General features: G+C 58.1%; 19 protein-coding genes and 1 pseudogene. 3 read left to right on the plus strand and 17 right to left on the minus strand.

Annotation, left to right across the window (positions count from 1 at the left end):
• From GV827_RS18525 to GV827_RS18535, 3 genes and pseudogenes are all read left to right on the plus strand, one after another.
• Positions 1-880: transposase (locus GV827_RS18525; protein WP_204325969.1), on the plus strand; the 880-nt coding region annotated here is incomplete at its 5' end.
• A complete protein-coding gene (gene istB / locus GV827_RS18530) occupies positions 877-1,632 on the plus strand; it encodes an IS21-like element helper ATPase IstB (protein ID WP_164355313.1) in 756 nt (251 codons plus the stop codon). The genes GV827_RS18525 and istB, both read left to right, overlap by 4 nt.
• A gap of 302 nt (positions 1,633-1,934) precedes the next feature.
• Positions 1,935-2,150: pseudogene (locus GV827_RS18535) on the plus strand (IS3 family transposase); the annotation flags it as partial.
• Between the two features lie 208 nt (positions 2,151-2,358).
• Here the strand turns inward: GV827_RS18535 and GV827_RS18540 are convergent.
• The 17 genes from GV827_RS18540 to GV827_RS18620 all read right to left on the minus strand — a co-directional run bounded on the left by GV827_RS18540 (position 2,359) and on the right by GV827_RS18620 (position 21,557).
• A complete protein-coding gene (locus GV827_RS18540) occupies positions 2,359-3,474 on the minus strand; it encodes an NADH:flavin oxidoreductase/NADH oxidase (protein ID WP_164355315.1) in 1,116 nt (371 codons plus the stop codon).
• Positions 3,475-3,568: 94 nt separating this feature from the next.
• Positions 3,569-4,363 (minus strand): enoyl-CoA hydratase/isomerase family protein, encoded by a 795-nt coding sequence (locus GV827_RS18545; RefSeq protein WP_164355316.1) that lies wholly within the window; start codon positions 4,361-4,363, stop codon positions 3,569-3,571.
• On the minus strand, positions 4,360-5,433 hold the full coding sequence (locus GV827_RS18550; RefSeq protein WP_164355317.1) for a phosphotransferase: 1,074 nt from the start codon (positions 5,431-5,433) through the stop codon (positions 4,360-4,362). Before GV827_RS18550 ends, GV827_RS18545 begins: the two co-directional genes overlap by 4 nt.
• Positions 5,430-6,620: an acyl-CoA dehydrogenase family protein gene (locus GV827_RS18555; protein ID WP_164355318.1), complete on the minus strand. Its 1,191-nt coding sequence runs from the start codon at positions 6,618-6,620 to the stop codon at positions 5,430-5,432. The genes GV827_RS18550 and GV827_RS18555 overlap by 4 nt, the downstream gene beginning before the upstream one ends.
• A gap of 98 nt (positions 6,621-6,718) precedes the next feature.
• A complete protein-coding gene (locus tag GV827_RS18560) occupies positions 6,719-8,311 on the minus strand; it encodes a class I adenylate-forming enzyme family protein (protein ID WP_164355319.1) in 1,593 nt (530 codons plus the stop codon).
• A 66-nt stretch (positions 8,312-8,377) separates the two neighbouring features.
• A complete protein-coding gene (locus GV827_RS18565; RefSeq protein WP_164355320.1) occupies positions 8,378-9,142 on the minus strand; it encodes a FadR/GntR family transcriptional regulator in 765 nt (254 codons plus the stop codon).
• Between the two features lie 75 nt (positions 9,143-9,217).
• Positions 9,218-9,895 (minus strand): ABC transporter ATP-binding protein, encoded by a 678-nt coding sequence (locus GV827_RS18570; RefSeq protein ID WP_164355321.1) that lies wholly within the window; start codon positions 9,893-9,895, stop codon positions 9,218-9,220.
• The gene (locus GV827_RS18575; RefSeq protein WP_164355322.1) at positions 9,892-10,644 is read right to left on the minus strand and encodes an ABC transporter ATP-binding protein; all 753 of its coding nucleotides are present in this window, start codon (positions 10,642-10,644) and stop codon (positions 9,892-9,894) included. The genes GV827_RS18570 and GV827_RS18575 overlap by 4 nt, the downstream gene beginning before the upstream one ends.
• Positions 10,641-11,579, minus strand: coding sequence for a branched-chain amino acid ABC transporter permease (locus GV827_RS18580; protein ID WP_164355323.1), 939 nt, complete (start codon positions 11,577-11,579; stop codon positions 10,641-10,643). Before GV827_RS18580 ends, GV827_RS18575 begins: the two co-directional genes overlap by 4 nt.
• Positions 11,579-12,481, minus strand: coding sequence for a branched-chain amino acid ABC transporter permease (locus tag GV827_RS18585; RefSeq protein ID WP_164355324.1), 903 nt, complete (start codon positions 12,479-12,481; stop codon positions 11,579-11,581). The genes GV827_RS18580 and GV827_RS18585 overlap by 1 nt, the downstream gene beginning before the upstream one ends.
• An 82-nt stretch (positions 12,482-12,563) precedes the next feature.
• Positions 12,564-13,886, minus strand: a complete 1,323-nt coding sequence (locus GV827_RS18590) for an ABC transporter substrate-binding protein (protein WP_164355325.1) — start codon at positions 13,884-13,886, stop codon at positions 12,564-12,566.
• A 250-nt stretch (positions 13,887-14,136) separates the two neighbouring features.
• Complete coding sequence (locus tag GV827_RS18595; protein WP_204325970.1) at positions 14,137-16,383, minus strand: molybdopterin-dependent oxidoreductase; 2,247 nt, start codon at positions 16,381-16,383, stop codon at positions 14,137-14,139.
• Positions 16,384-16,665: 282 nt separating this feature from the next.
• Positions 16,666-17,292, minus strand: coding sequence for an AAA family ATPase (locus GV827_RS18600; RefSeq protein ID WP_164355326.1), 627 nt, complete (start codon positions 17,290-17,292; stop codon positions 16,666-16,668).
• Between the two features lie 21 nt (positions 17,293-17,313).
• Positions 17,314-18,327 (minus strand): carbohydrate kinase family protein, encoded by a 1,014-nt coding sequence (locus tag GV827_RS18605; RefSeq protein WP_328823185.1) that lies wholly within the window; start codon positions 18,325-18,327, stop codon positions 17,314-17,316.
• Entirely contained in the window at positions 18,287-19,795 is a 1,509-nt protein-coding gene (locus GV827_RS18610; protein WP_164355378.1) for a mannitol dehydrogenase family protein, read from the minus strand. Before GV827_RS18610 ends, GV827_RS18605 begins: the two co-directional genes overlap by 41 nt.
• Positions 19,783-20,556, minus strand: coding sequence for an L-iditol 2-dehydrogenase (locus GV827_RS18615; protein ID WP_164355327.1), 774 nt, complete (start codon positions 20,554-20,556; stop codon positions 19,783-19,785). The genes GV827_RS18610 and GV827_RS18615 overlap by 13 nt, the downstream gene beginning before the upstream one ends.
• Positions 20,553-21,557 (minus strand): ABC transporter ATP-binding protein, encoded by a 1,005-nt coding sequence (locus tag GV827_RS18620; protein WP_164355328.1) that lies wholly within the window; start codon positions 21,555-21,557, stop codon positions 20,553-20,555. The genes GV827_RS18615 and GV827_RS18620 overlap by 4 nt, the downstream gene beginning before the upstream one ends.
• Positions 21,558-21,567 lie beyond the last annotated feature (10 nt).

The raw sequence follows: 21,567 nt of genomic DNA on the forward strand, positions 1-21,567 counted from the left end.
GCGCAAACGAACCCGGGTGTTCTCAGAACTGGTGTCCCATTATCTGTTTGAGGATCGGTTTGGCCGCCCGGGCAAAGGGAATGACAAAGGTAAAGTCGAGGGAACGGTTGGCTACACCCGCCGGAACGTCATGGTGCCCAAGCCCCGGTTTGCCAGCTTTGATGATCTCAATGCTCATCTGGCCGAACAGTGCCGCAAGCGCATGGACGACAAGCTGCGGGGGCACAAAGGCACGATTGGGGAGCGATTTGTGGCTGATGCGGAACGGCTTCAGCCTTTGCCAGCTGTTCCGTACGACGCCTGCGACAAACAATCAGTTCGGGTCAGCTCACTGTCGCTCGTGCGCTATCGCGGTAATGATTATTCTGTTCCGACGGCCTACGGCCACCAGGAAGTTCTGGTGCGGGGCTATGTGCATGAGGTGGTGATTGCCTGCGGTGCTGAAGTCATCGCCCGCCATATCCGGTCTTGGGAGAAGGAGGATTACATCTATGATCCGCTTCATTATCTGGCGCTGATCGAACAGAAGACCAATGCACTCGATCAGGCAGCTCCACTGGCCGATTGGGAATTGCCTGAAGCCTTTCTCATCCTGCGTCGCCTTATGGAGGCGCGGATGGGTAAAAAGGGCAAGCGCGAGTTCGTTCAGGTTCTGCGGCTTCTAGAGACATTCCGGATCGCGGATGTTGAAGCCGGGATACAGAGCGCGCTTGAACGCGGCACGATCGGCTTTGATGCCGTGAAGCATTTGGTTCTGTGCCGGATCGAACGCAGACCACCCCGGCTGGACATGACAGTTTACCCATATCTGCCAAAAGCCCACGTTGCTATCACATCCGCTCGCGATTACATGGCACTTCTGTCGGGAGGTGGGTCATGACCGACACGCCCCAGCTGTTACTGGCGCATCATTTGAAAGCCCTGCGCCTGCCGACGTTCCTGCGTGAGTATGACAAAGTCGCCAAGCAATGCGCGGCAGAAGGCATCGATCATTCCCGCTATCTTTTGCGCCTCGCCGAACTGGAGCTCATCGACAGGGAGCGGCGCATGGTGGAACGGCGGATCAAGGCTGCAAAGTTCCCGGCCGTCAAAAGTCTCGACAGCTTCGACTTCAAGGCCATGCCCTCGTTGAACAAGATGCTGGTGATGGAGCTGGCGCGCTGTGACTACATCACCCGTAACGAGAACATCATCGCCGTGGGAAACAGCGGTACCGGCAAGACGCATATTGGCCTCGGCCTTGGGTTGGCAGCCTGTCAGAAGGGTCTGGCTGTCGGCTTCATCACCGCATCGGCTTTGGTCCATGAACTCCTCGAAGCCCGGGATGAGAAGCGCCTGCTGCGTCTGCAGAAGCAACTGAGTAAATACAGCCTGCTGATCATCGATGAGCTTGGATATGTGCCCCTGTCGCCAACCGGTGCTGAACTGCTATTTGAGGTCTTCTCACAACGCTACGAGCGCGGATCAACCATCGTGACGTCCAACCTGCCGTTCGATGAATGGACCAGCACCTTCGGCTCGGAACGCCTAACAGGTGCGCTGCTCGACCGCCTGACCCATCATGTTCACATCCTGGAAATGAACGGTGAGAGCTACCGCCTCAGACACAGCCGTCAATCGGGTAAAGCTTAAAGAACAAATACCGCTCCCCGGTTTGCCCAGAGCCCCGCACAGCTTCGTTGCTCTGTAGGGGCACTCCGCCGTGCGGGCCTATGGACAAACCTAACCCAACAAGCTGGCGCAGTTTTACTCCGGCCAGATCCAGCCAAGTGGCGCACTTTCTCTCCGGCGTTTGGTGCGATTTTGCTCCGGCGTTGACATCTCGATCGCTGCGTTTCTCACTGATATGAATAGCCCCTAGTCTCGTAGATTGGACCTGTCGCGGTTTGATACCGCTCCTTTGATAGCATTTGCTGCAACAACGCAGACTTACTATGGGACTGATACGGCGGGACGAATACTGGCAAGATGCGGTGCTGATCGCATTGAACAGCGGTCTGTCGCGCAAGCAAGGTGCTGCTGATCTTGGCCTTGGCATGTCGACGCTGAATAAAGGGATCAACGCACGCCGAAACTCAGACTTGATGTCGAAAGAGGATCTAAGCCTTGCTCAAGAGAATGAGCGGCTTCGATGCGAGAACCGCATTCTCTAGGAGAGGAATATATCACAAAGGCTACCCAGTTCTTCGCGGGCCTAAATCCGGCGTGAGTCACTCTTCCTTCGACCCAATAAGTCGAAGCCGAAATTGCTCAAGAAGATTTAGCCGATTATGCGATAGAGCCTTTATGGCAAACCAAAGCCCGCCCCCAAAATGCACCTTCTTCAGACGAACTTGACGAGGTCCACAGGCAATTGGTTTACCGCTGCCCGACTTTCGCATTCTTGAACAGTGACTTGTACTCGCGCGGCTGTGACCGCCAGTACTGATGGGGCGCGCTAATCTCGGCTCCAAGTGCGGCGGCGGCATGCCACGGCCAGCGTGGGTCATAAAGCATTCCCCGTGCCAGGGCGATTGCGTCGGCCTCACCTTTTTCAAGGATAGCTTCCGCGAATTCAGGCTCGGTAATGAGCCCTACGGCGATGATGGGCAATTCGATCTGTGCTTTTACTTCTGCGGCGAGAGGCACCTGATAGCCCGCACCGACCGGGATTTCCTGTTTGGGGGACACGCCACCTGAGGACACATGTATCGCTGCGCACCCGCGTTCTCTCAACATAGCGCTGAGCGCGATCGTGTCATCTGTGTCCCATCCGCCCGGCACCCAATCCGTCGCCGAAACCCGCACCCAGACCGGTATGTCCTGAGGGACCGCTGCCTTGATCGCATCAAAGACTTCAAGCGGAAAGCGCATCCTGTTTTCAAGCGCGCCGCCGTAGCTGTCCGTTCGCAAGTTAGACAAGGGTGAAAGGAACTGATGCAAGAGATACCCGTGAGCCATGTGCACCTCAATCCCCTTAAAACCAAGTGCCACCGCCCGTCGTGCCGAAGACACGAAATCATCCCGAACCTTTGCAAGGCCTGCGTCATCAAGTGCGACAGGCGCGTCCTCGTCTTCTGCATGCGGCACGGCAGAGGGCGCCACCGCTTTCCATCCTTCAGGCTCATCAGGGCGGATCTGTGCTCCACCGTCCCAAGGGGCGCGACTGGATGCTTTGCGCCCGGCATGGGCAAGCTGAATGACCATAGGCGTGACCGAATATTTTGTCACCGCCTCCATCACGCGTTTCAGCGCGGCCTCATTCTCATCGGAATAAAGCCCAAGATCACCCGGCGTGATGCGCCCTTCGGGCGAGACGGAAGCAGCCTCGATGATCAACATGCCCGCACCTGACAAGGCAAGGTTGCCCAAATGGATCAGGTGCCAGTCCTGCGCGTTTCCTTCTACGGCAGAGTATTGGCACATCGGTGCAATGATGATCCGGTTGTCAAGCTCAAGAGGTCCAATCTTAAGCGGTGAAAAGAGTTTGCTCATTTTCTAATTTCCTTATTCGGTCATTCGCTTGGTAAACGGGTGTCGCACGGCAAGCTCCCATTGTCCGTGCATCCCGCATTTCATACTATCGTGTTCATTCTTTGGGATGCTTCCGAAAATCAGGTGCGCGGCGTTCAAGAAAGGCGCTGATCCCCTCACGTCCCTCCGGGCTTTCTCCGGCAGCTGTGATCGAGGTCAGTTCGCGATCCATCTGGCTGGCAAAGCCCGAGGCAAAGCTTTCCTGAAGCAGGCGGCGCGCAGCCCCCATAGAGGTGACAGCACCTGATGTCAGTTGGTCCGCCAGATCAGCCCCTTCGCGCTCAAGTTCGCCCTCTTTGACCAGTCTTGTGATCAGGCCGATGTCCGCCGCTTCGGCTGAACCAACGCGCCGGTTGGTCAGAATGATCTCTTGTGCGGCGCGCATTCCTACCAGTCGGGGCAGCAGCCATGTCATACCGCCGTCCGGGGTCAGACCAATGCCAAGGTAGGCTGCGGTGAAATGGGCGGAGGGGTCGGCAAGAACGATATCGCCACTGATTGCCATACTGAGCCCCGCCCCAGCCGCCGGGCCATTCACAAGACAGATCATGGGCTTTTTCATTGAGGCAAAGAGCGTCATCGCCTGATGCAATGTGCCAGCCAACCGGCCCAGAAAGGCCCCTGTTCCAACGTCATTGTTCGCAAAATCGCTGATGTCACCGCCGACGCAGAACATCTTGCCCGCACCGGTCAGCACGACACAGCGCACCTTCGGTTCATTGGCGTAGCGCAAGGCCAGGTCCATGAGGGCGTCCGCCATCGGTTGATTGATTGCATTGCCCCGTTCGGGGCGGTTCAGCGTGATCTTTGCCACGCCCTTGGTGACATCAAGAAGAACAGGCTGTGTCATCGGCATTCCTCCGCGGCGTTTACCGCCATTTGGACCAGTTTCGGGAAGTGCTGCACGCGGGCAACCGAATGAGCCGAAGCTGCCTGTCCCCGGATCACGCGGCCCTTGATCCCGTGAAAGATGGCCGCCATCCGAAAGAGGTTGAAAGCGACATAGAAGGGATAATCCGGGATCGACGTCCGACCGGTGGCCGCACAGTACTGTGCAACATACTCATCTTCGGTCGGGATATCCAGGCTGGCAGGATCAAGGTTACCCATCCCGGCCACGATTTCCGGCGGCATCCGGTACATCAGCGCGTGATAGGTGAAATCAGCAAGCGGGCAGCCCAGCGTTGAGAGCTCCCAGTCCAGAACGGCGATTACCCGTGGCGCGGTGGGATGAAAGATCAGGTTGTCACAGCGAAAATCGCCGTGGACGATGCGTGTGTCCGCGGTCCGGGGTATCGCTGTAGGCAGCCATTCAACCAGCTTGTCCATCCCCGGGTCACGTCCTGCGTCGGTGTCGGCCAGGTAGGAACGGCTCCATCGGCTGATCTGCCGCTCAAAGTAGTTGCCGGCGGGGCCGTAGTCTTCAAGCCCGACCGATTGCGGTGCAATCAGATGCAACCGCGCCAATGTTTCATTCATTGCACAGAAGTAACTTGGCCGGTCCCTCTCAGGGACCTCCGAAAAGGTTGCATCCCAGAAGATCCGGCCCTCTACCATGTCCATGACGTAGAACCAGCTGCCAATAACGCTCAGGTCGGTGCACAGCCCGTACACCTTGGGCACCGGAAAATCTGCGGAGGCAAGGGCCGTCAGCACGCGTGCTTCACGATCCACGGCATGTGCACTTTTCGCCAATTGGCCAGTCGGCTTGCGGCGCAGAACGTAAGTCTTTGCGGGCGTGACAAGTTGGTAGGTGGGGTTCGACTGCCCGCCTTTGAACTGGCGTACTGTCAAGGGGCCAGCAAAACCTGTCACATGGGCCGCCATCCACCGCGTCAGCGCATCCTCATCAAAGCTAAAACCGTCGCGCACCGCGGTCGTCCCCGTATTGGCATCGGCGCTGACGGCGGTGGATGTCATCCCGCGTGCTCCGCCTTCCAGTCTCGCTTGATTTTCTTGGCAAGGCTCCATTTATGGACCTCAGTTGGCCCGTCATAAATCCGGAATGCGCGGATTTCCCTGAACACCTGCTCAACAATCGTATCCGCCGTCACACCCTGCCCGCCCATGCACTGCACGCAGCGGTCCGCGACCCGCATCAGCGCCTCGGATACGGCCACCTTCGCCATCGAGCTTTCCGCTCCACCCTGAGCGCCGCTGTCCAGCACGTCGGCGCACCAGTAGATCATCAGTTCGGCCTGCTTGAGGTCCATCAGGTTCTCGGCCAGCATGAAGCCGACACCTTCGTGATCAATCAATTGCTTGCCGAAAGCCATGCGCCGGTTGGCGTAATCCGTTGCGATCTCATGTGCGCGCACACAGGCACCCAGCCACCGCATGCAATGGCTCAACCGCGCGGGCGCAAGGCGCACCTGCGCGTATTTGAACCCCTCGCCGGATTCTCCCAGCATCTGGTCCGCCGGGATGCGCAAGTTGTCGATGGTGATGACCGCGTGGCCTCCGGGCATGGAGCTGTCGATCGTGTCCAGCACCCGCTCGATACGGATCGCAGGGTCTGGCAAATCGACAAGGAACATGCAGGCGCCGTCGTCGGACTTGGCCATGATGATGCCCATGCCCGCCCCGTCCGCGCCGGTGATATAAGTCTTGCGCCCGTTGACCACCCAGTGGTTGCCATCCATCTTGCAGGTGGTCAGCATCATCGACGGGTCGGAACCCGCGCCGCCATCCTCGGCCGGTTCGGTCATGAAGAAGGCGGTGCGCATGCTGCCGTCCACCATCCGCGTCAGAAACCGCTCTTTCAGTTCGGGCGACGCAACCTTGCCCATAAGGTACATGTTGCCTTCGTCAGGGGCGCAGGTGTGACAGGCTAGGGGACCCAGCGGCGACAAACCTGAGCGGATCAAAACTGCGGCAGTTTCACGTTGGGTCAGGTGCCCGCCGTCATCGAGGATATGCGGTGTCATCACGCCAGCCTCGTGCGCCAGTGCTTTGAGTTCGTCGCCCAGCGCGTCTGACGGGCCATGCGCACCGATCCGCGGATCACGTTCATAGGGCGCGACTGTCTCGCGCACGAACTTCTCTACCTTGTCGGCGATGGTGAGCGCCCGTTCAGAAAGGCCTTCTCTTTGGAGCATTTTGGTCATTGTGGATCGATCCTGATCTTATTCTTGGGGCCCAGGCAGGTGCTGAAGCGGTTTGGTTTTCTAATTCTATTCAGGCGACTGACGGTTCAGCGGCCTCTTTACGCGGTGACAAAGCCGAGGTCCTCCTTGATCTGGCGCTTGAGGATCTTGCCGTTGGCGTTGCGGGGCAACGGGCTGTTAAACAAAGTATAGCTTTCGGGGCATTCATAATCGGCAAGCTCGCTGGCGCAGGTCGTCCTGATCGCGTCCTCATCGGCCTCCTCCGATTTTACGGACAGGACGGCGTGCACGCGCTCTCCGAGGATTGGGCAGGGTTTGGAAACCACGGCAGCCTCAATCACGCCGGGGCATGCCGTGAGCACACTTTCCACCTTCGCTGTAAACACCTTGTGCCCGCCGCGATTGACCAAATCCTTTTTGCGGTCATGGACATAGACGAACCCATCGGCATCAACCGCCCCGATGTCCCCTGATTTCCAGAAACCAGCAGCAAACTCGCGCGCATCTGCTTCTGGGTTGCGCCAATAGCCGGGAACGACCATCGCCCCCCTGATCCAAAGCTCTCCAGCTTCGCCCGCTGGCATCTCTCGGCCGTTCTCGTCCATGGCGCATATTTCGACACCCGGAACCGGGCGTCCCACGGAAAGCCTATGCGCTGCAGTATGCTCTGCTGGCATGATCGTCGCCGGTGACGTTGTTTCGGTCGCGCCATAAGCATTCATCAACCCCAAACCGGGCAATGCGCTGGCCAGCCGCTCTATCGTTGCGGCTGGCATGGGCGCGCCGCCGTAGCCGCCGACCCGCCACGCCGACAGATCATAATCACTTAGGTCAGTCTGATGCAGGCACAGATTGTACATTGCGGGGACCATAAGCGAGCAAGTCATGCCTTCCCGTGACGCGCATTCCAAGAACTTGGAGGCCTTGAACTCTCGCATCACCGCGATTGCGCCACCGGCACGGACCAGCGTGTGGATCCCCGCAATGAGGCCGGTCACATGGTTCATCGGGACCACGACGACAGTCTTGTCGTCTGGCCCCAAGCCCATGACGCTGACAAAGTTGGTCGCGGAATGGATGATACCCAAGCCCGTCAGCATAGCACCCTTGGGCACACCTGTTGTGCCCGACGTGTAGAGGATCGTTGCCACCTCGTCCTCGTCAACATAGGCTGGATCTGTCAGTGGGGCAGCCTGACGCAGCTCTTCATAGTCGGCAAAGCCTGACGCCGATCCGACAGAGATACGCACTTTCATATGAGGCGTGTCTTTGGGCAGCGGCACAAGATCGACGAACGCCGCTTCGACCACAAGCGCGATGGCCTCTGAATTCACAAGCGCGTGCCGGATGCCCGGCATCTGATCACGGATGCTAAGCGGGACGGTTACCGCACCCAACCGCGCGGCAGCGTAGCTCATAACCACAAAGGGCGCGCCATTGCCAAGCAGCATTGCCAACCGGTCGCCCCGCCCGACGCCCCGCGCGGCCAGACCAGCGGCCACCCGCCCGACCTCTTGATCGAATTGGGCATAGGTCCAGCGGGTGTCGTCACAGATCAGCGCTTCTTTGTCGGGATGGTTCGCAACAGCCGCTTCCAAAAGCCCATTCACATTGCGCGGACGGTCTGAGTAGCAAGCGACCACCCGATCAACATAATGGCGTTCACGGCGCAAAAGCGTTTGTGCAGTCATGCTATAGATCCCCTCCTGTTCGATCTCGTTGACACTCACTGCCATGTGCCAAGGCCCCACCTGTTGTCATTGCACCTGCCTCTGTCCGACCAATCGGCCAACCGCGCCTGCGATAGGCTTGTCCAGCGGCAAGCCTGCATGGATGTAGCCTCGTTTGAAATCGTCGATGTGGCGTGCCATCCAATCGCGGGCGGTTTCGGCATCCCGCGCGCAGATGGCCTCGATGATATGATGATGCGCCACTACCTGACGCGACATGGCCTGTGGCAGCTTGGGGATCAACACGTCGATACCGCTGTACAGAAGAAAACCAATTGGCTCGCGCGCTAGCTGCAACACCCGGTTCTTGCTGGCCGCCGCCACGCGGGAATGAAAGGCTGTGTCAATCTCAACCGATGCATCCCCCTGCCCCTCAGCCGCGATAAGCTCGCGCTGGATCCTGTTCAGGTCGGCAATATCTTCGGCATCCGCATGTCGCGCTGCCAATTCCGCGGCAAGCGGCTCAGTTGCTATTGCGACATTCCATAATTCATCAAAGGTAACGTCCAATATGCTCAACGCGCGGGTCTGCCGAGAGGAAAGCTCCGCCATATGTGGAATACTGACCACCATCTTGCGAGGAGATATCCGGCGCACAAACCCTTCGCTTTCCAGTCGCCGGATCCCTTCGCGTACGGTGGAGCGGTTGACGTTGAACATGCCCGCCATCTCGATTTCTCCCGGCAACCTGTCGCCCGGTTTCAGAGAACCATTGAGGATCTGCGCTTCGATCTCGCTCGACACCTGCTCATAGGCATGTTTGACACGTAGTGGTTTCGGCTCGAGTGGCATGAAAGATCTAACTCATTGTGTCCTGTGCTGGAGAATGGCGTCGCTTGGAAGCGGGGAATCTGTCCCTTGGTCACGTCACGTGTTTGCCGACGACTGATCAATGACGTTCACTTTGATGATCTCGCCCCGCTCGATCACGCTTTCGCGCTCAAGCAGTTCAAGCGAATGGCTGAGTTCAGATTGAGCAATCAGCACCGAAAGCCCTTCGCCTTTCAAAGATGTAATCACTTCCGAAATCCGCTTTGCCAAGGCGGGGGCGACGCCCTCGAAAGGCTCGTCAAGCAGCAGTAGCTTTCGCCCCGCGATCAAAGCCCGGCCCAGCGCCACCATTTTCTGTTGCCCACCGGAAAGTAGCAACGCCTTGCGCGCGGCCATCTCGGTCAGTTCGGGCATCAGATCATAGACGAAATTCAGACCTTTCTGTCCGTCGATCTCTTTGTTTGCCCATGCGGGCAAAAGCATGTTCTCTTCGACGGTAAGGTCAGGCACCAGGCGGCGGTCTTCCGGCATATAGCCGAACCCCAGTGCCGCACGTTGGCGGGGCTGCATGTTGGATATATCCTCGTCGTTCCACAGAACCCTGCCCCCCGCCATGTTGGCCAGCCCGGTGATCGTCCGCATAACGGTTGTTTTGCCTGCACCGTTCCGGCCCACCAGGCCCATGCGTTCACCGGTACCAACCTCAAGGCTCACGCCGCGCAGGATGGGTGCGGCCTGAATGCTGACTTCAACGTTTTCAAGTTTCAAGGTCATGCGGGCGCCCCCGTCACATAGCGTTGTACTTCCGGGTCCGACAAAACTTCGTCCGGCGCATCGTCGGCAATGATCCTTCCGTCATAGAACGCCAGAACCCGTTCGGAGTAGCGGGTCACGATATCCATGTCGTGCTCAACGAAAATGACCGTGACGCCCGCAGATTTGAGCGCTTCCATCACCAGGTCCATGATCGGGAATTTCTCGTCCGAGGCAACACCCGACGTCGGCTCATCCAGCAACATGATCTGCGTATCCCCTGCCATGGCCATCGCGATGTCGAGCAACTTTTTGACACCGCCCGAAAGCTCCGGGATCAATCGATTGCGGTGCTCGGCAATGTTGAACCGCTCCAGCGTCGCGATCGCACGTGCGCGTGCATCCTGATTGTGGGCATTCTGCAAAAAGGACGGCCCCTTGGCGCCGTGAATCGCATCGGCAACCAGCATGTTTTCCTCAACGGTCAGTTCGTTGCACAACTGCGCGATCTGAAAAGAACGGTGGATGCCCATGCGGGTGATCTGGCGCGGGGCCATCCCAATGATATTGCGGCCAGCGAAATTGATCGTGCCAGCATCCGGTTTGATATAGCCGGTCACCATATTGACGAAAGTGGTCTTGCCCGCTCCGTTTGTCCCGATCAGGGAATAAACCGCACCTTCCGGGACAGTCACCGAGATATCCTTGGCCGCCGTGACAGCGCCGAAAGATTTCTGCACGTCGAGGACTTCTAAAACGCCCTTGCTCATGTCTCGTTTCCTTTCCGGCGTCTGACAAGGGACCCCAAGCCGTTTGGCAGCGCGATGATCACCGCGAGTAGAAAGATCCCCAGAGCAAGTTGCCACGTATTGGGAAAGTAGAGATTTGAGAAGGACCGGACGAGTTCAAGAATAATCGCCGCAACAATGACGGCTGGCACGGACAGGTAACCTGCAAGGATGGCCACGAAAACAAACTCGCCTGAAGTCGTCCAAAAGGCAAATTCAGGGTCCACGTGGCCCAACGCCAGTGCCGCGATGGTACCGCCGATGCCACCAAGGACTGCGCCGAAGACATAGTTATATGTCATGATGTTGCGCACCGAGGCGCCGAGGTATTCCACCCGCAGCTCATTGTCTCGAGTGGCAAGCGTAAGCAAACCGCGTTCACTGTCAAAATATAGGCGCATCAACGTTCCTGCGATCACCACGATCGTCACCACGTAGATATAGAGCGCGGCCTGAAGGGGCCGGCCTTCAGGAGCCCAGCCCAGAAACGTTGGTGCCGCGATGTTCAGCCCGTCAGTGCCACCGATAAAGCTCATCTTCGACAGCGACCCATAAAGCACCATCGACAGGGCCAGGGACAGCATCGCAAAGAAAATGCCCCGGTAGTTCGACAGCAGGGGACCAAAGGCCAGCCCGACCAGCAGGCAAACCGCCGCGCTCAGCAAGGTCAGCAGAAATATGTCCGAGACGCCAAAGGTGTTGGCAACAAGTGTCGCCGTGTAAGCGCCGAGGCAATAGTAAAGCCCCTGCCCAAAGGACACGACACCGCCACGCATCATCCCGACGATGCCAAGGCAGACCAGCCCCTTGGCAAGCGCCATGGCAAACAGAAACATGGCCCAGTCTGGCAGGATCACCGCGCCAGCGGCCAGCACGACAAGCGCAACGATTGCGCTGACGATCAAATTTGACCCCATCAGATTTTCCTCGCCTGTGTTTTTGCGAACAGTCCTTCGGGCCGGAACAGCAAGACAATGGCCATCACGAAGTAGATGATGAACAGCTCAGCCTCTGGCAGCATATGCACCGACGCCGCCCGGCTGATCCCAACCATCAGCGCGCCAATGGCGGCACCGGGCACCGACCCCAACCCCCCGATGATCACAACCGCGAAGGCCACGATGATGACATTGACCCCCAGACCGGGGGTGACCGAGATCATCGGCGCCGTCATCGCGCCCCCAAGCGCGGCCAGAAAAGCGCCCGCCATGAAGGCCCCCAGATAAACGCGCTGAACGTTCACGCCCATGGTCTGGCTCATCTCGGAATCGTGGATCACGGCAAGCACGACCTTGCCAATCTGCGTATGATTCAACGTAAGCCACACGACCAGGCCCACGATGATGGCTGCCGCGATCACCGCGAAATCGTAGCCGACATAGAACAACGGACCGATTTCGACATCCCCCAAAAGGGTATAGGGCTCATAGACAAAATAGGGGTTCACACCCCAGATCAGCTTCATCACATCTTCGAGGATGAGAAACACCGCGTAGGTCACCAGCACGTTCAGCACCTCGTCACGGCCGTAGAAGAACCGCAGAAGACCACGTTCCAGCAAAGGCCCCAGCACCAGCGCCACCAGCACCGCCGCCAAAATCAAAGCCGCGTAGCTGCCATAGGGGAAAGCCTCGCCACCGGCGGCGAAATAGGCCCCGACCAAGGAAGCAGATGCATAGGCGCCAATGGCGTAAAGGCTGCCATGCGCAATGTTAAGAATGTTCAGCACGCCGAAGACCAGTGTCAGGCCAACGGATACGATGAACAGCCAGCCGGCGTAGATCAATCCATCGACAAGGATGGTTGCCGCAAGATCCATGGGTCAGGTCTCCATGCGATTTTCATTGGATGGCAAGATGGCCCGCCGCAGTACTGCCACGGGCCTGTTCGGTTCGCAGCGATCAGTTACACTGGGCGCCGGGGAACCCCTGTGCGATCCACTCCTGAGACTTCATGCCATCCGGGGGATTTACGCAACGGGCGTCGTAATATTCGACATCGACCAATTCCATCTTTCCCGCATCGGCGTTCCACTTCGTGGTGCCGATGGCATTGGGCTGGATGGCCTGATGACCGCCAGCAAGCGCCATTTCGATGCGTCCGGATGGGGCGTCCCACTCAAGACCTTTCATAGCTGCAGCCAGCTGTTCGCTGGTAGGCTTTGTGCCACCGTTGTCGGCCATCGCTTTTTCAATCGCCGTCTTCAGACCAAAGATTGCCTGCCACATCCGGAAGGGCGCCTGAACCGGGAAGGTATCGTATTCGGCCTCATAGGCCTCCCACATCGTGTCGGTCAGTTCCTTCAGCTCACCACCACGTGCATAGGCCGCCAACCCGTTCACGCCGCGTGCACCAAGAAAGATACCATCGGGCATCTTGTCCTGAAGCTGCGGGATCACGTGGTCGCCCGCCGCAAGCGCTAGCTGGGCACGCTTATGAAGCCCCCGTGCCGTTGCCTGAATCAGAAAACCCTGAAGATCGCCGCCCCAGTTCGACGAATGCACCAGCGCAGGTTTTTCGCGCAAAAGTGCTGAGATTTCAGTGCCATACTGTCCTGCGCCGAATTTTGGGAAGAGCGCCGTTTTCACCTCGGCGTCCGGATAGAGCTGATTCATCGCCCCGGTGAAGTCTGCCCAGCTGTCCTGACCCCAAGCATAGTCCTGGTTTAGACCGGCGAAGCTCGGCACGTCGAAGTTCCGGGATTTCAGATAGCGAGCCAGGCTGACGTTATCCATCGTTGCATGGGCCGCGGTGCGGAACACATACTCATAGCTGCCATCTTCGAACACACGCGGCGTGCCGCAGTCATAAAGGATTGTAAAAGCTTTCAATTCATCCGCGACCGGGGGAATAGCAAGACAATCACCCGAGGACACATAGCCCACAACCGCGTCTACTTCTTCGCGCTGCACAAGGTTGCGGAATTCCTGCACCTGCTTTGTGGCACCGCCCGCCTCATCCACAACGACGACCTCAATGTTCATGCCGCCAAAGCCCTTTTGGTCGTAGGGCGCGGGCAACTTGCCGCCTTCATTCAGCATATCAACAAGCAGCTTGCCGCCGTTCCATGCGGGCACACCAAAGCTTTCCGCCGCTTGGCCGGACAGGAACGTGATCACGCCGATCTTGAAGGTATCATCTTGCGCCGAGGCTGGCCCGGACAGGCCAATGGCCAGCGTCATCGCGCCCAGCACACTGCCAATTTTGAAGTTTAGCTTCTTCATGGTTTCCTCCCTGAAACATGTTCGGACTTGTCAGCTTCGTGGGAAAAATCGCGGCAGAGTTCACGCGCAAGCGGCGCATATCGCTGTCGCAAAGTCCCGCAGACCGCAGCAATTAGTGTCCTATTGTTGGACACTGTGACCGAATTTCCCCTACGTCAAGAAGGAATCTGGTGGTCTGCATCAAAAAAGACGGGGCCACCGCTCCAGATCAAAACAGCTAAGCGGAACGCCTCTTGATGACACACCGGGTCTAGAGTGGGGCGATATCGACAAGCGCTGTATGTGCGCTGCACCCCTGCCCGAGGCTTGATGTCCCGACATCGCGGGTCAGCACATTCGGGTTTCCGTCCATATCAATATTGCCACCCGGATCACCGAACCAAGCGCCGGTCGGCAAGGCAACAACGCCTTGGCTGATATCGATTGACACCAATGCACGCGCACGGCAGGCACCCCGGTCATTGAATACCCTGACCAGATCACCAGTCTTGATCTTGCGCTGCCCCGCGTCGACGGGATGAATCACAATGGTTTCTGGCCGCGCACCTTCCTCATCCGCAAGAGCACTTTCCAACTGGCTATGAAGCTTGTCACCCGGTTGGGGGGAAACAAGATGCAAGGGCGCGCGATGGGTCGCAGTCCCCAACCATTCGGAGGGCGGCAGCCAGACCGGATGACCCGGACAATCGTCATAGCCGAAGCTGTCGATGACCTCAGAGAAGATCTCGATCTTGCCCGAGGGCGTGGGTAATGGCGATGCTTCGGGGTCTTCCCTGAAGGGGGCAAACAGCGTTCTGTTTGGCCCGTCCTTATGAATGGGCAACCGGACCCAGTTCTGATCTTTCAGGGTTTCGAAATCGGGTACATCGACGCCCTGCTGCTGTGTCTTCTGCCGATACTCATCGTAAAGAAGGCGAAGCCATTCGTCGGCCCCGCGCCCCTCTGTAAATGTCGCCCCGACCCCAAGCCGTTCGGCCAAGCCAGCAAAGATCACGTAGTCATCGCGGGCCTCACCCACAGGTGAGATCAGTTGCGGCATGTAGAACAGGTAGTCATCTAGGTTAGAGCGACCGATATCCTCGCGCTCGTAAGGCGTTGTGGCGGGAAAGACGATGTCAGCGCGCTTTGCCGTCGCTGTCCACCATGGCTCGTTGACGATGATTGTCTCAGGCCTTTGCCAGGCATCATGCAGGGCATTGAGGTCCTGATGATGGTGAAACGGATTGCCCCCCGCCCAGTAGACAAGCCTGATGTCAGGATAAGTCTCACGCCGTCCGTTGAATGCATACGCTTGCCCCGGATGCCGGAGCATGTCACCAACCCGTGCGACGGGTATGACTTTCTGTACCGGGTTTTGCCCCTGCGAAAACGTGACCCCGGTCAAACCTTTGAATGACTTTCCTACCCCGCCAATCGCACCGTAGCCATAGCCAACGCCGCCACCGGGCAGTCCGATCTGACCCAACATGGCAGCGAGAACCGCCGACATCCAAAAGGGCTGCTCTCCATGCTCTGCCCGCTGCAATGACCACGCGACGGTAATTAGCGTACGCGTCGCGGCCATCCTGCGCGCCAGCGAACGGATTGTCTCGGGATCGACCCCACAAAGCGGCGCGGCCCAATCAGGGCTCTTGGACGTACCGTCAGTCTCTCCCATGAGGTAGGGCCGAAAGCGGTCAAAGCCGGTGGTGCACCGGGCAACAAAGTCCTGATCGGTCAGGTTCTCCGCCTCAAGCACATATGCCAAGGCAAGCATCAGCGCGGTATCTGATCCGGGCCGGAGGGGAACCCACTCACATCCATCGGGTGCATCACTTCGTTGCGGACCGATGTTGATACAGCGCATTCCCTTGCTGGCGAAGGTTTCAAACCATCCCGCCGTCTCGTGCCGTGTCACCCCACCCATGCTGACCTGAGAGTTCTTCGGATTGACGCCACCAAACATCACCAGTGTTTCGGTATGCGCGGCGATCGTGTGCCAGCCGTCTTGGTGCTCGTAATTCAAATTCAGAAACGGGACGCCAAAGACGTGCGGCATGATTGCTTGCGCGCAACCCGTGGAATAGCTCCCGAAGGAGGCGACATAGCCGCCAGTGGCATTCAGGAAACGGTGAACCTGACTTTGGGCATGATGAAAGCGCCCGGCAGAACCCCAGCCATAAGAGCCGCCAAAGATGGCCTCGTTGCCATGGGTTTCGCGGACCCGTGCAATCTCTGCTGCCGCAATATCAAGGGCCTCATCCCAAGGCAGTTCAACGTATGTATCGCTTCCGCGTCCGGTCTTGTCGCGATTTTCAAGCCAACCGCGGCGCACCGATGGCCGTGCCACCCGCGTCGGATGATGTACGGCCTTGGGCAGAATTTCAGGAATGGCGCTGGGACAAGGATCTTCCGAGAAAGGTCGCGTCCCGACAATGCGGCCATCTCTTACGTCAACCTCGAATGCCCCCCAATGGCTGGACGTCACCTTCGTCACACAGTCAGTGTTGTTCTTCAATGAAACCTCCGTTGGCGCGAATGCTTGTCAAGAGAATGCATTTTCCCAAGCTAACACCAGCCGCGCTCTTTGCCTGCCAAAATCTTGCAACCGCATGACTTTCAATCTGCACAACGCCTGATGACAAGCCGGTATCGATACCCCAGCCTGAAAAACCTGCGCCAACCTACCGACAATCCATCAAGAAGGGTTGCTGTTCGTGATAGAATGAGACAACTTTTGTGAGGTGGGCAGGAAAGCCTGAGAGCATCAAAGCCTCAGCCTCCTGCGTTGAGTACGATTTTAGATGTCATCACTCTCTTGGCGAAAGGTTACATCGGCCATGACAGATTGATCTGTCACTAGGCGCGCATTCCGCAGATCGTTCTCATGCGCGCGCTTGATGGCGTCAGCCTTTGACAGGCCATGGTCAAGCCAGCGTTGCACAAGACGTTGCTCCAATTCTTCAAGGGGCACCTCAATCGCAACAGTCATATCCCAAAACCCCTGCAGGTCGGCCCAGCCCGGCGCATCGAGTAATAGGTAATTGCCCTCTACCAAGACGATATGGGTATCAGCGCTGATCTGGCCGCCATCTGGAATGACGCAATCTGCCTCGCGATCAAAGGTCGGGACCGACACAGCGCCCCCTTTTTGAATTTCAACCAGAAGCGCATACAAACCAGCCGTGTCAAACGTCTGTGGGGCACCCTTGCGGTGCAATAGGCCCAGTTCCCGCAGGGTATCGTTATCAAGGTGAAAGCCATCCATGGGCAACACAGCCGCGTCTCGGAGCGATGCGGCAAGCGCGTCGGCTATTGTGGATTTACCTGCCCCCGGCGGCCCTGCAATCGCAACAAGAACACGTGCGCGGTTCTGTGCGACCTGCTCTATTTTTTTGACGATGTCACGTGGCGGCTCAAACTGCATGCAGTTTCCCTCAGCTCTCATTCAGCGGTTGATTTCACTGGCCCAGGGCGGGTTGGCACCAGCCCGTGAGACAGTAACAGCGGCCACCGTCGCCCCAAGGGACAAGGCATGGTGGATCACGTCGTCGGAAACACTTCCCAAGGCGTCCTTTGAAAGGCACCCTTTGTCATTCAATCCAGCCAAAAAACCCGCGTTGAACGTATCACCTGCGCCCACCGTATCCACGACATGAGTGACCGGTGCTGCGACCCCAACACTGGCGTCACCAAAGAATGCTGTCGCCCCCTCAGCCCCTTTCGTTACAACAACAATCGCCGGTCCCCGACCACGCATCGCCGCTGCCTTGATTTCAATCGTTTCTTCGCCCTCAATCAGCCAATCAAGGTCTTCGTCCGACACCTTGATGATATCGCTTTGTCCGATCATCCGGTCCAGCCTGTCGCGGTAGGTGTGCTCTGCGCTGATAAAACCGGGGCGGATGTTAGGATCGATCATGACGACGCGGTTGGCGCGTTCTTTGGCAAGAAGACTTGCATAAGCATCGGCGGCGGGTTCAGCCACCAGGCTGATGCCGCCGAAATAGAGCGCTGAAACTTCGTCACCAAGCGCTGGCATATCGGCAAACGTGAGCGACCGTCCCGCTGAATTTTCGTCGTAAAAGGAATAGGTTGCGCCGCCATTCTCAATATGAACAAGCGCCAGAGTGGTGAGCCGACCGGAACGCGCCAAATACGCTGTCGAGACGCCATTTTCCTCAAGCTGGCTGGCAAGCATTCTCCCGAACGTGTCGGTAGAAACCCCGCTCACCATGCCGGTTTCGACACCAAGCCGACCCAACGCAATGGCCGTATTGAACACGGCGCCACCGGCGTGTGGCGCATAAGCCTTGCCGCCTGCAGGCAAGTCCACCGGGATCATATCGACCAGCGCTTCGCCGCAGCACAGTATCATGCGAAAGACCAGATCAGTTTGCGTGATCGAAACGGCCGCATCTTCACTGCTCCAGATAGGTGCGGAGGGTCTGTTCGACCCCATGGTCATAAATCATATCAAGCCATGTCGAAAAAGACGCTGCAAACTCATGCCGTTGCGCCAAGTCTCCATAGATGTGGCGCATCTCAAGCCATGCGTTTGGCTCTGTCCGCGCACGCCGCGCAGTGGCCTGCAGATCATCCCAATTCGGATCGTTTGGCGCAATCGGCGTCCCGTCTTCGCGTGTTCCCTGACAATATCGCGCCCAGAGTGCAGATGCGAGCGCGAGGCCAGTGACAGGTGTGCCTTTTGCAAGGCCATCACGGATCGATGGTATCAGGAAACCGGGGTGGCGGCTGGAACCGTCAAAGGCCACGCGCCGGGTCGTGTCCTTGATTTCAGGATTGGAAAACCGGCGATCTATCAGGGACAGATAGTTCTGCGGTGTCATTCCAGGCACCGGAGCCACGTGCGGCGCAATCTCTTCGGTCACGACCTTATGCAGAAAACCCCGTATCAGGGGGTGCGCCATGGCGGTTGCGATTGTTTCAACCCCGATAATCTCGGCCGGGTCAGCGATGATCTGGTGCCCACCGTTGAGGATGCGTATTTTCATCGCTTCAAAGACGTCCACTTTATCTGTCATGGTCACGCCGACATCTTCCCAAGGCGGGCGCCCGGCGCAGAAGTCATCCTCAATCACCCATTGGCGGAAGTTCTCATGGGTCACAGGTGCGGCGTCGCTGATCCCGAAAGTCTGCACAAGTGCGATTTCCGATGGCCCCGTGGCTGGAACAATGCAATCGACCATCGCATCGGGGAAACTACAGTGCGCGTCAATCCAGTCGGCAAATTCCGGGTCAGACAGCCGCGCCAGCGACGCGACTGTCTGGCGCAGGATCTTGCCGTTGCCTTGCAGATTATCGCAGCTTTGCCCTGTGAAGGGACCATGTCCTGCATCCCGGCGCAGACGCAGTGCGGCAATCATCGCTCCAAAGGCTGTGCGCGGCGTTTGGGGGTATGCTGCGTCGTGCTGCATGTCCGGATGCGCTGCATCAAAGCCGCCCGTAGCAGCGTCAAGAAAGTAACCGCCTTCGGTCACAGTCAGTGACACGATGCGGATTGCAGGATCAGCCATTTGAGCGATCAAGGCAGCGTTGTCAGACTCCACCGGAAGAAAGTCGATCATGGCACCGGTAACTTCGGCAGCTTTGCCGGAAGGGTCCAGTTCGATCAGCGTGGTCAGGCAGTCCTGTGCCAGCAAACGCTCGCGCTGCGCCGCATCGGCGGGCCTGACCCCTGCGCCGATGATCGCCCAGTCCAGCGCCTTGCCCTGCTGCATCAGGCGGTGAAGATACCACGCCTGGTGGGCACGGTGGAAATTACCAAGACCGATATGGACGATACCGGGTGTCAGTTGGTCCAAGCTGTAGGAAGGACGGATTACCGCCTCTGGCAGATCAGCCAGCGTGTCCCTGCTCAAGGACAACAGGTCAGGGGCTTTACCGCCATCTGCCATCAGCTCATCCATTGTCCGCCGTCCACGTTGTAGCATTGCGCAACGATGTACTCCGCTTCATCACTGGCAAGAAACACCGCCATGCCGGTCAGGTCTTCTGCACGCCCCATCCGGCCAAAGGGCACGCCTGCGGCGACTTCCTTTTTCTTCTGACCGGGCGCCTTGTTTTCATACTTGGCGAAGAACGCATCGACACCGTCCCAATGTTCGCCGTCCACAACGCCGGGTGCGATGGCGTTCACGTTGATGCCGTGTTGGATCAGGTTCAGGCCTGCGGATTGTGTAAGGCTGATCACGGCGGCCTTGGTTGCACAGTATACGCCCACCAACGGTTCGCCGCGTCGGCCTGCTTGACTGGCCATATTTATGATACGACCTTTTATTCCCCGATCGATCATGTGGCGGGCAACGGCCTGCATCGTAAAGAGCGTGCCTGCGACGTTGATGTCGAACAGGGTTTGATAGTCAGCGCGCTCAATTTCGACGATTGGTGCGGCAGAGAAAAGGGCGGCGTTGTTGATCAGGATGTCGATCTGTCCAAGGGCATCCACCGTCGCAGCCACAGCTCCGTCGATGCTGGATTGGCTGGTCACATCCATTTCCAGGGCGATGGCCGCGCCACCAATTTCTTGCGCTGCGTCTTGGGCACGATCAATGTTGACGTCACCAATAGCAACCCGCGCACCTTCGGCCACATAGGCCTTGGCAAATGCCAAGCCGATACCCCGCGCAGCGCCGGTGATCAGAGCCGATTTTCCGTCCAGCCGCTTCATGCCATTCGAAGCCCGTCAGCGCCAAAGCGATGCATCACATCTTCGCGGGGCGTCAGGTGCACGCGGTCGCCGTGTCGAAAACCCACTTCGCCATCCGCACGGACGGTGATGGTTTCAGCCAGTCCGGTGTTTTGGATGTGAAAGAACGTATCAGAACCAAGATGTTCCGAGACGCCGACCACACCGCTCCACGGCCCCTTGTCGGCGGATACTTCGATGTGTTCGGGCCGAATGCCCAGTGTGTGGCACCCGTATTTCTGCGCCTCGGGCCCCTCAATCAGGTTCATGCGCGGCGATCCGATAAATCCGGCCACAAAAAGATTACGTGGTTCTTTGTAAAGCTCCAGTGGCGAGCCAACCTGTTCGATATGCCCCGCGCGCAAAACGACGATCTTGTCGGCCATGGTCATCGCTTCGACCTGATCGTGGGTCACGTAGATCATCGTCGTCTCAAGCCGCTTGTGCAGTTCAGAGATTTCCAGCCGCATGCCAACCCGCAATGCGGCGTCAAGGTTCGACAATGGCTCATCAAAAAGAAAGGCCGCGGGCTCGCGCACGATGGCCCGCCCGATGGCGACACGCTGCCGCTGGCCACCCGACAATTGGCCCGGCTTTCGATCAAGGTAGTCGGTCAGGTTCAGAACACTCGCCGCTGCCTCGACACGCTTATCGATCTCTGCCTGCGGCAGCTTTGCCATCCGAAGGGGAAAGGCAATGTTTTTGCGTACGGACATATGCGGATACAGAGCGTAGGACTGGAAAACCATCGCCAGACCACGTTTGGCAGGCGGCACATTGGTTGCATCATTTCCATCGATGCAAATGTGGCCGCTGGTGGTGTCCTCAAGCCCCGCGATCAGGCGCAGCAACGTGGACTTGCCGCAGCCGGACGGGCCAACGAAGACGGTAAATTCGCCATCCTCGATGGTCAGGTCAAGCGGTGGAATAACCTCTACATCGCCGAATGACTTGGTCACCTTGTCGAGTGTGATTCGTCCCATGGGTCAGGTC

It is taken from the genome of Sulfitobacter sediminilitoris (genome assembly GCF_010667575.1).
GTDB lineage: Bacteria > Pseudomonadota > Alphaproteobacteria > Rhodobacterales > Rhodobacteraceae > Sulfitobacter > Sulfitobacter sediminilitoris.

What these genes read in the sequence shown, in the direction of transcription:
- GV827_RS18580 (WP_164355323.1), bottom strand. Translation starts at nt 11,579, where the DNA reads ATGGGGTCAAATTTGATCGTCAGCGCAATCGTTGCGCTTGTCGTGCTG.
- GV827_RS18610 (WP_164355378.1), bottom strand. Translation starts at nt 19,795, where the DNA reads ATGGATGAGCTGATGGCAGATGGCGGTAAAGCCCCTGACCTGTTGTCC.
- GV827_RS18575 (WP_164355322.1), bottom strand. Translation starts at nt 10,644, where the DNA reads ATGAGCAAGGGCGTTTTAGAAGTCCTCGACGTGCAGAAATCTTTCGGC.
- GV827_RS18560 (WP_164355319.1), bottom strand. Translation starts at nt 8,311, where the DNA reads ATGACTGCACAAACGCTTTTGCGCCGTGAACGCCATTATGTTGATCGG.
- GV827_RS18565 (WP_164355320.1), bottom strand. Translation starts at nt 9,142, where the DNA reads ATGCCACTCGAGCCGAAACCACTACGTGTCAAACATGCCTATGAGCAG.
- GV827_RS18615 (WP_164355327.1), bottom strand. Translation starts at nt 20,556, where the DNA reads ATGAAGCGGCTGGACGGAAAATCGGCTCTGATCACCGGCGCTGCGCGG.
- GV827_RS18605 (WP_328823185.1), bottom strand. Translation starts at nt 18,327, where the DNA reads ATGGGGTCGAACAGACCCTCCGCACCTATCTGGAGCAGTGAAGATGCG.
- GV827_RS18550 (WP_164355317.1), bottom strand. Translation starts at nt 5,433, where the DNA reads ATGACATCCACCGCCGTCAGCGCCGATGCCAATACGGGGACGACCGCG.
- GV827_RS18555 (WP_164355318.1), bottom strand. Translation starts at nt 6,620, where the DNA reads ATGACCAAAATGCTCCAAAGAGAAGGCCTTTCTGAACGGGCGCTCACC.
- GV827_RS18570 (WP_164355321.1), bottom strand. Translation starts at nt 9,895, where the DNA reads ATGACCTTGAAACTTGAAAACGTTGAAGTCAGCATTCAGGCCGCACCC.
- GV827_RS18585 (WP_164355324.1), bottom strand. Translation starts at nt 12,481, where the DNA reads ATGGATCTTGCGGCAACCATCCTTGTCGATGGATTGATCTACGCCGGC.
- GV827_RS18540 (WP_164355315.1), bottom strand. Translation starts at nt 3,474, where the DNA reads ATGAGCAAACTCTTTTCACCGCTTAAGATTGGACCTCTTGAGCTTGAC.
- GV827_RS18545 (WP_164355316.1), bottom strand. Translation starts at nt 4,363, where the DNA reads ATGACACAGCCTGTTCTTCTTGATGTCACCAAGGGCGTGGCAAAGATC.
- GV827_RS18620 (WP_164355328.1), bottom strand. Translation starts at nt 21,557, where the DNA reads ATGGGACGAATCACACTCGACAAGGTGACCAAGTCATTCGGCGATGTA.
- GV827_RS18590 (WP_164355325.1), bottom strand. Translation starts at nt 13,886, where the DNA reads ATGAAGAAGCTAAACTTCAAAATTGGCAGTGTGCTGGGCGCGATGACG.
- GV827_RS18600 (WP_164355326.1), bottom strand. Translation starts at nt 17,292, where the DNA reads ATGCAGTTTGAGCCGCCACGTGACATCGTCAAAAAAATAGAGCAGGTC.
- istB (WP_164355313.1), top strand. Translation starts at nt 877, where the DNA reads ATGACCGACACGCCCCAGCTGTTACTGGCGCATCATTTGAAAGCCCTG.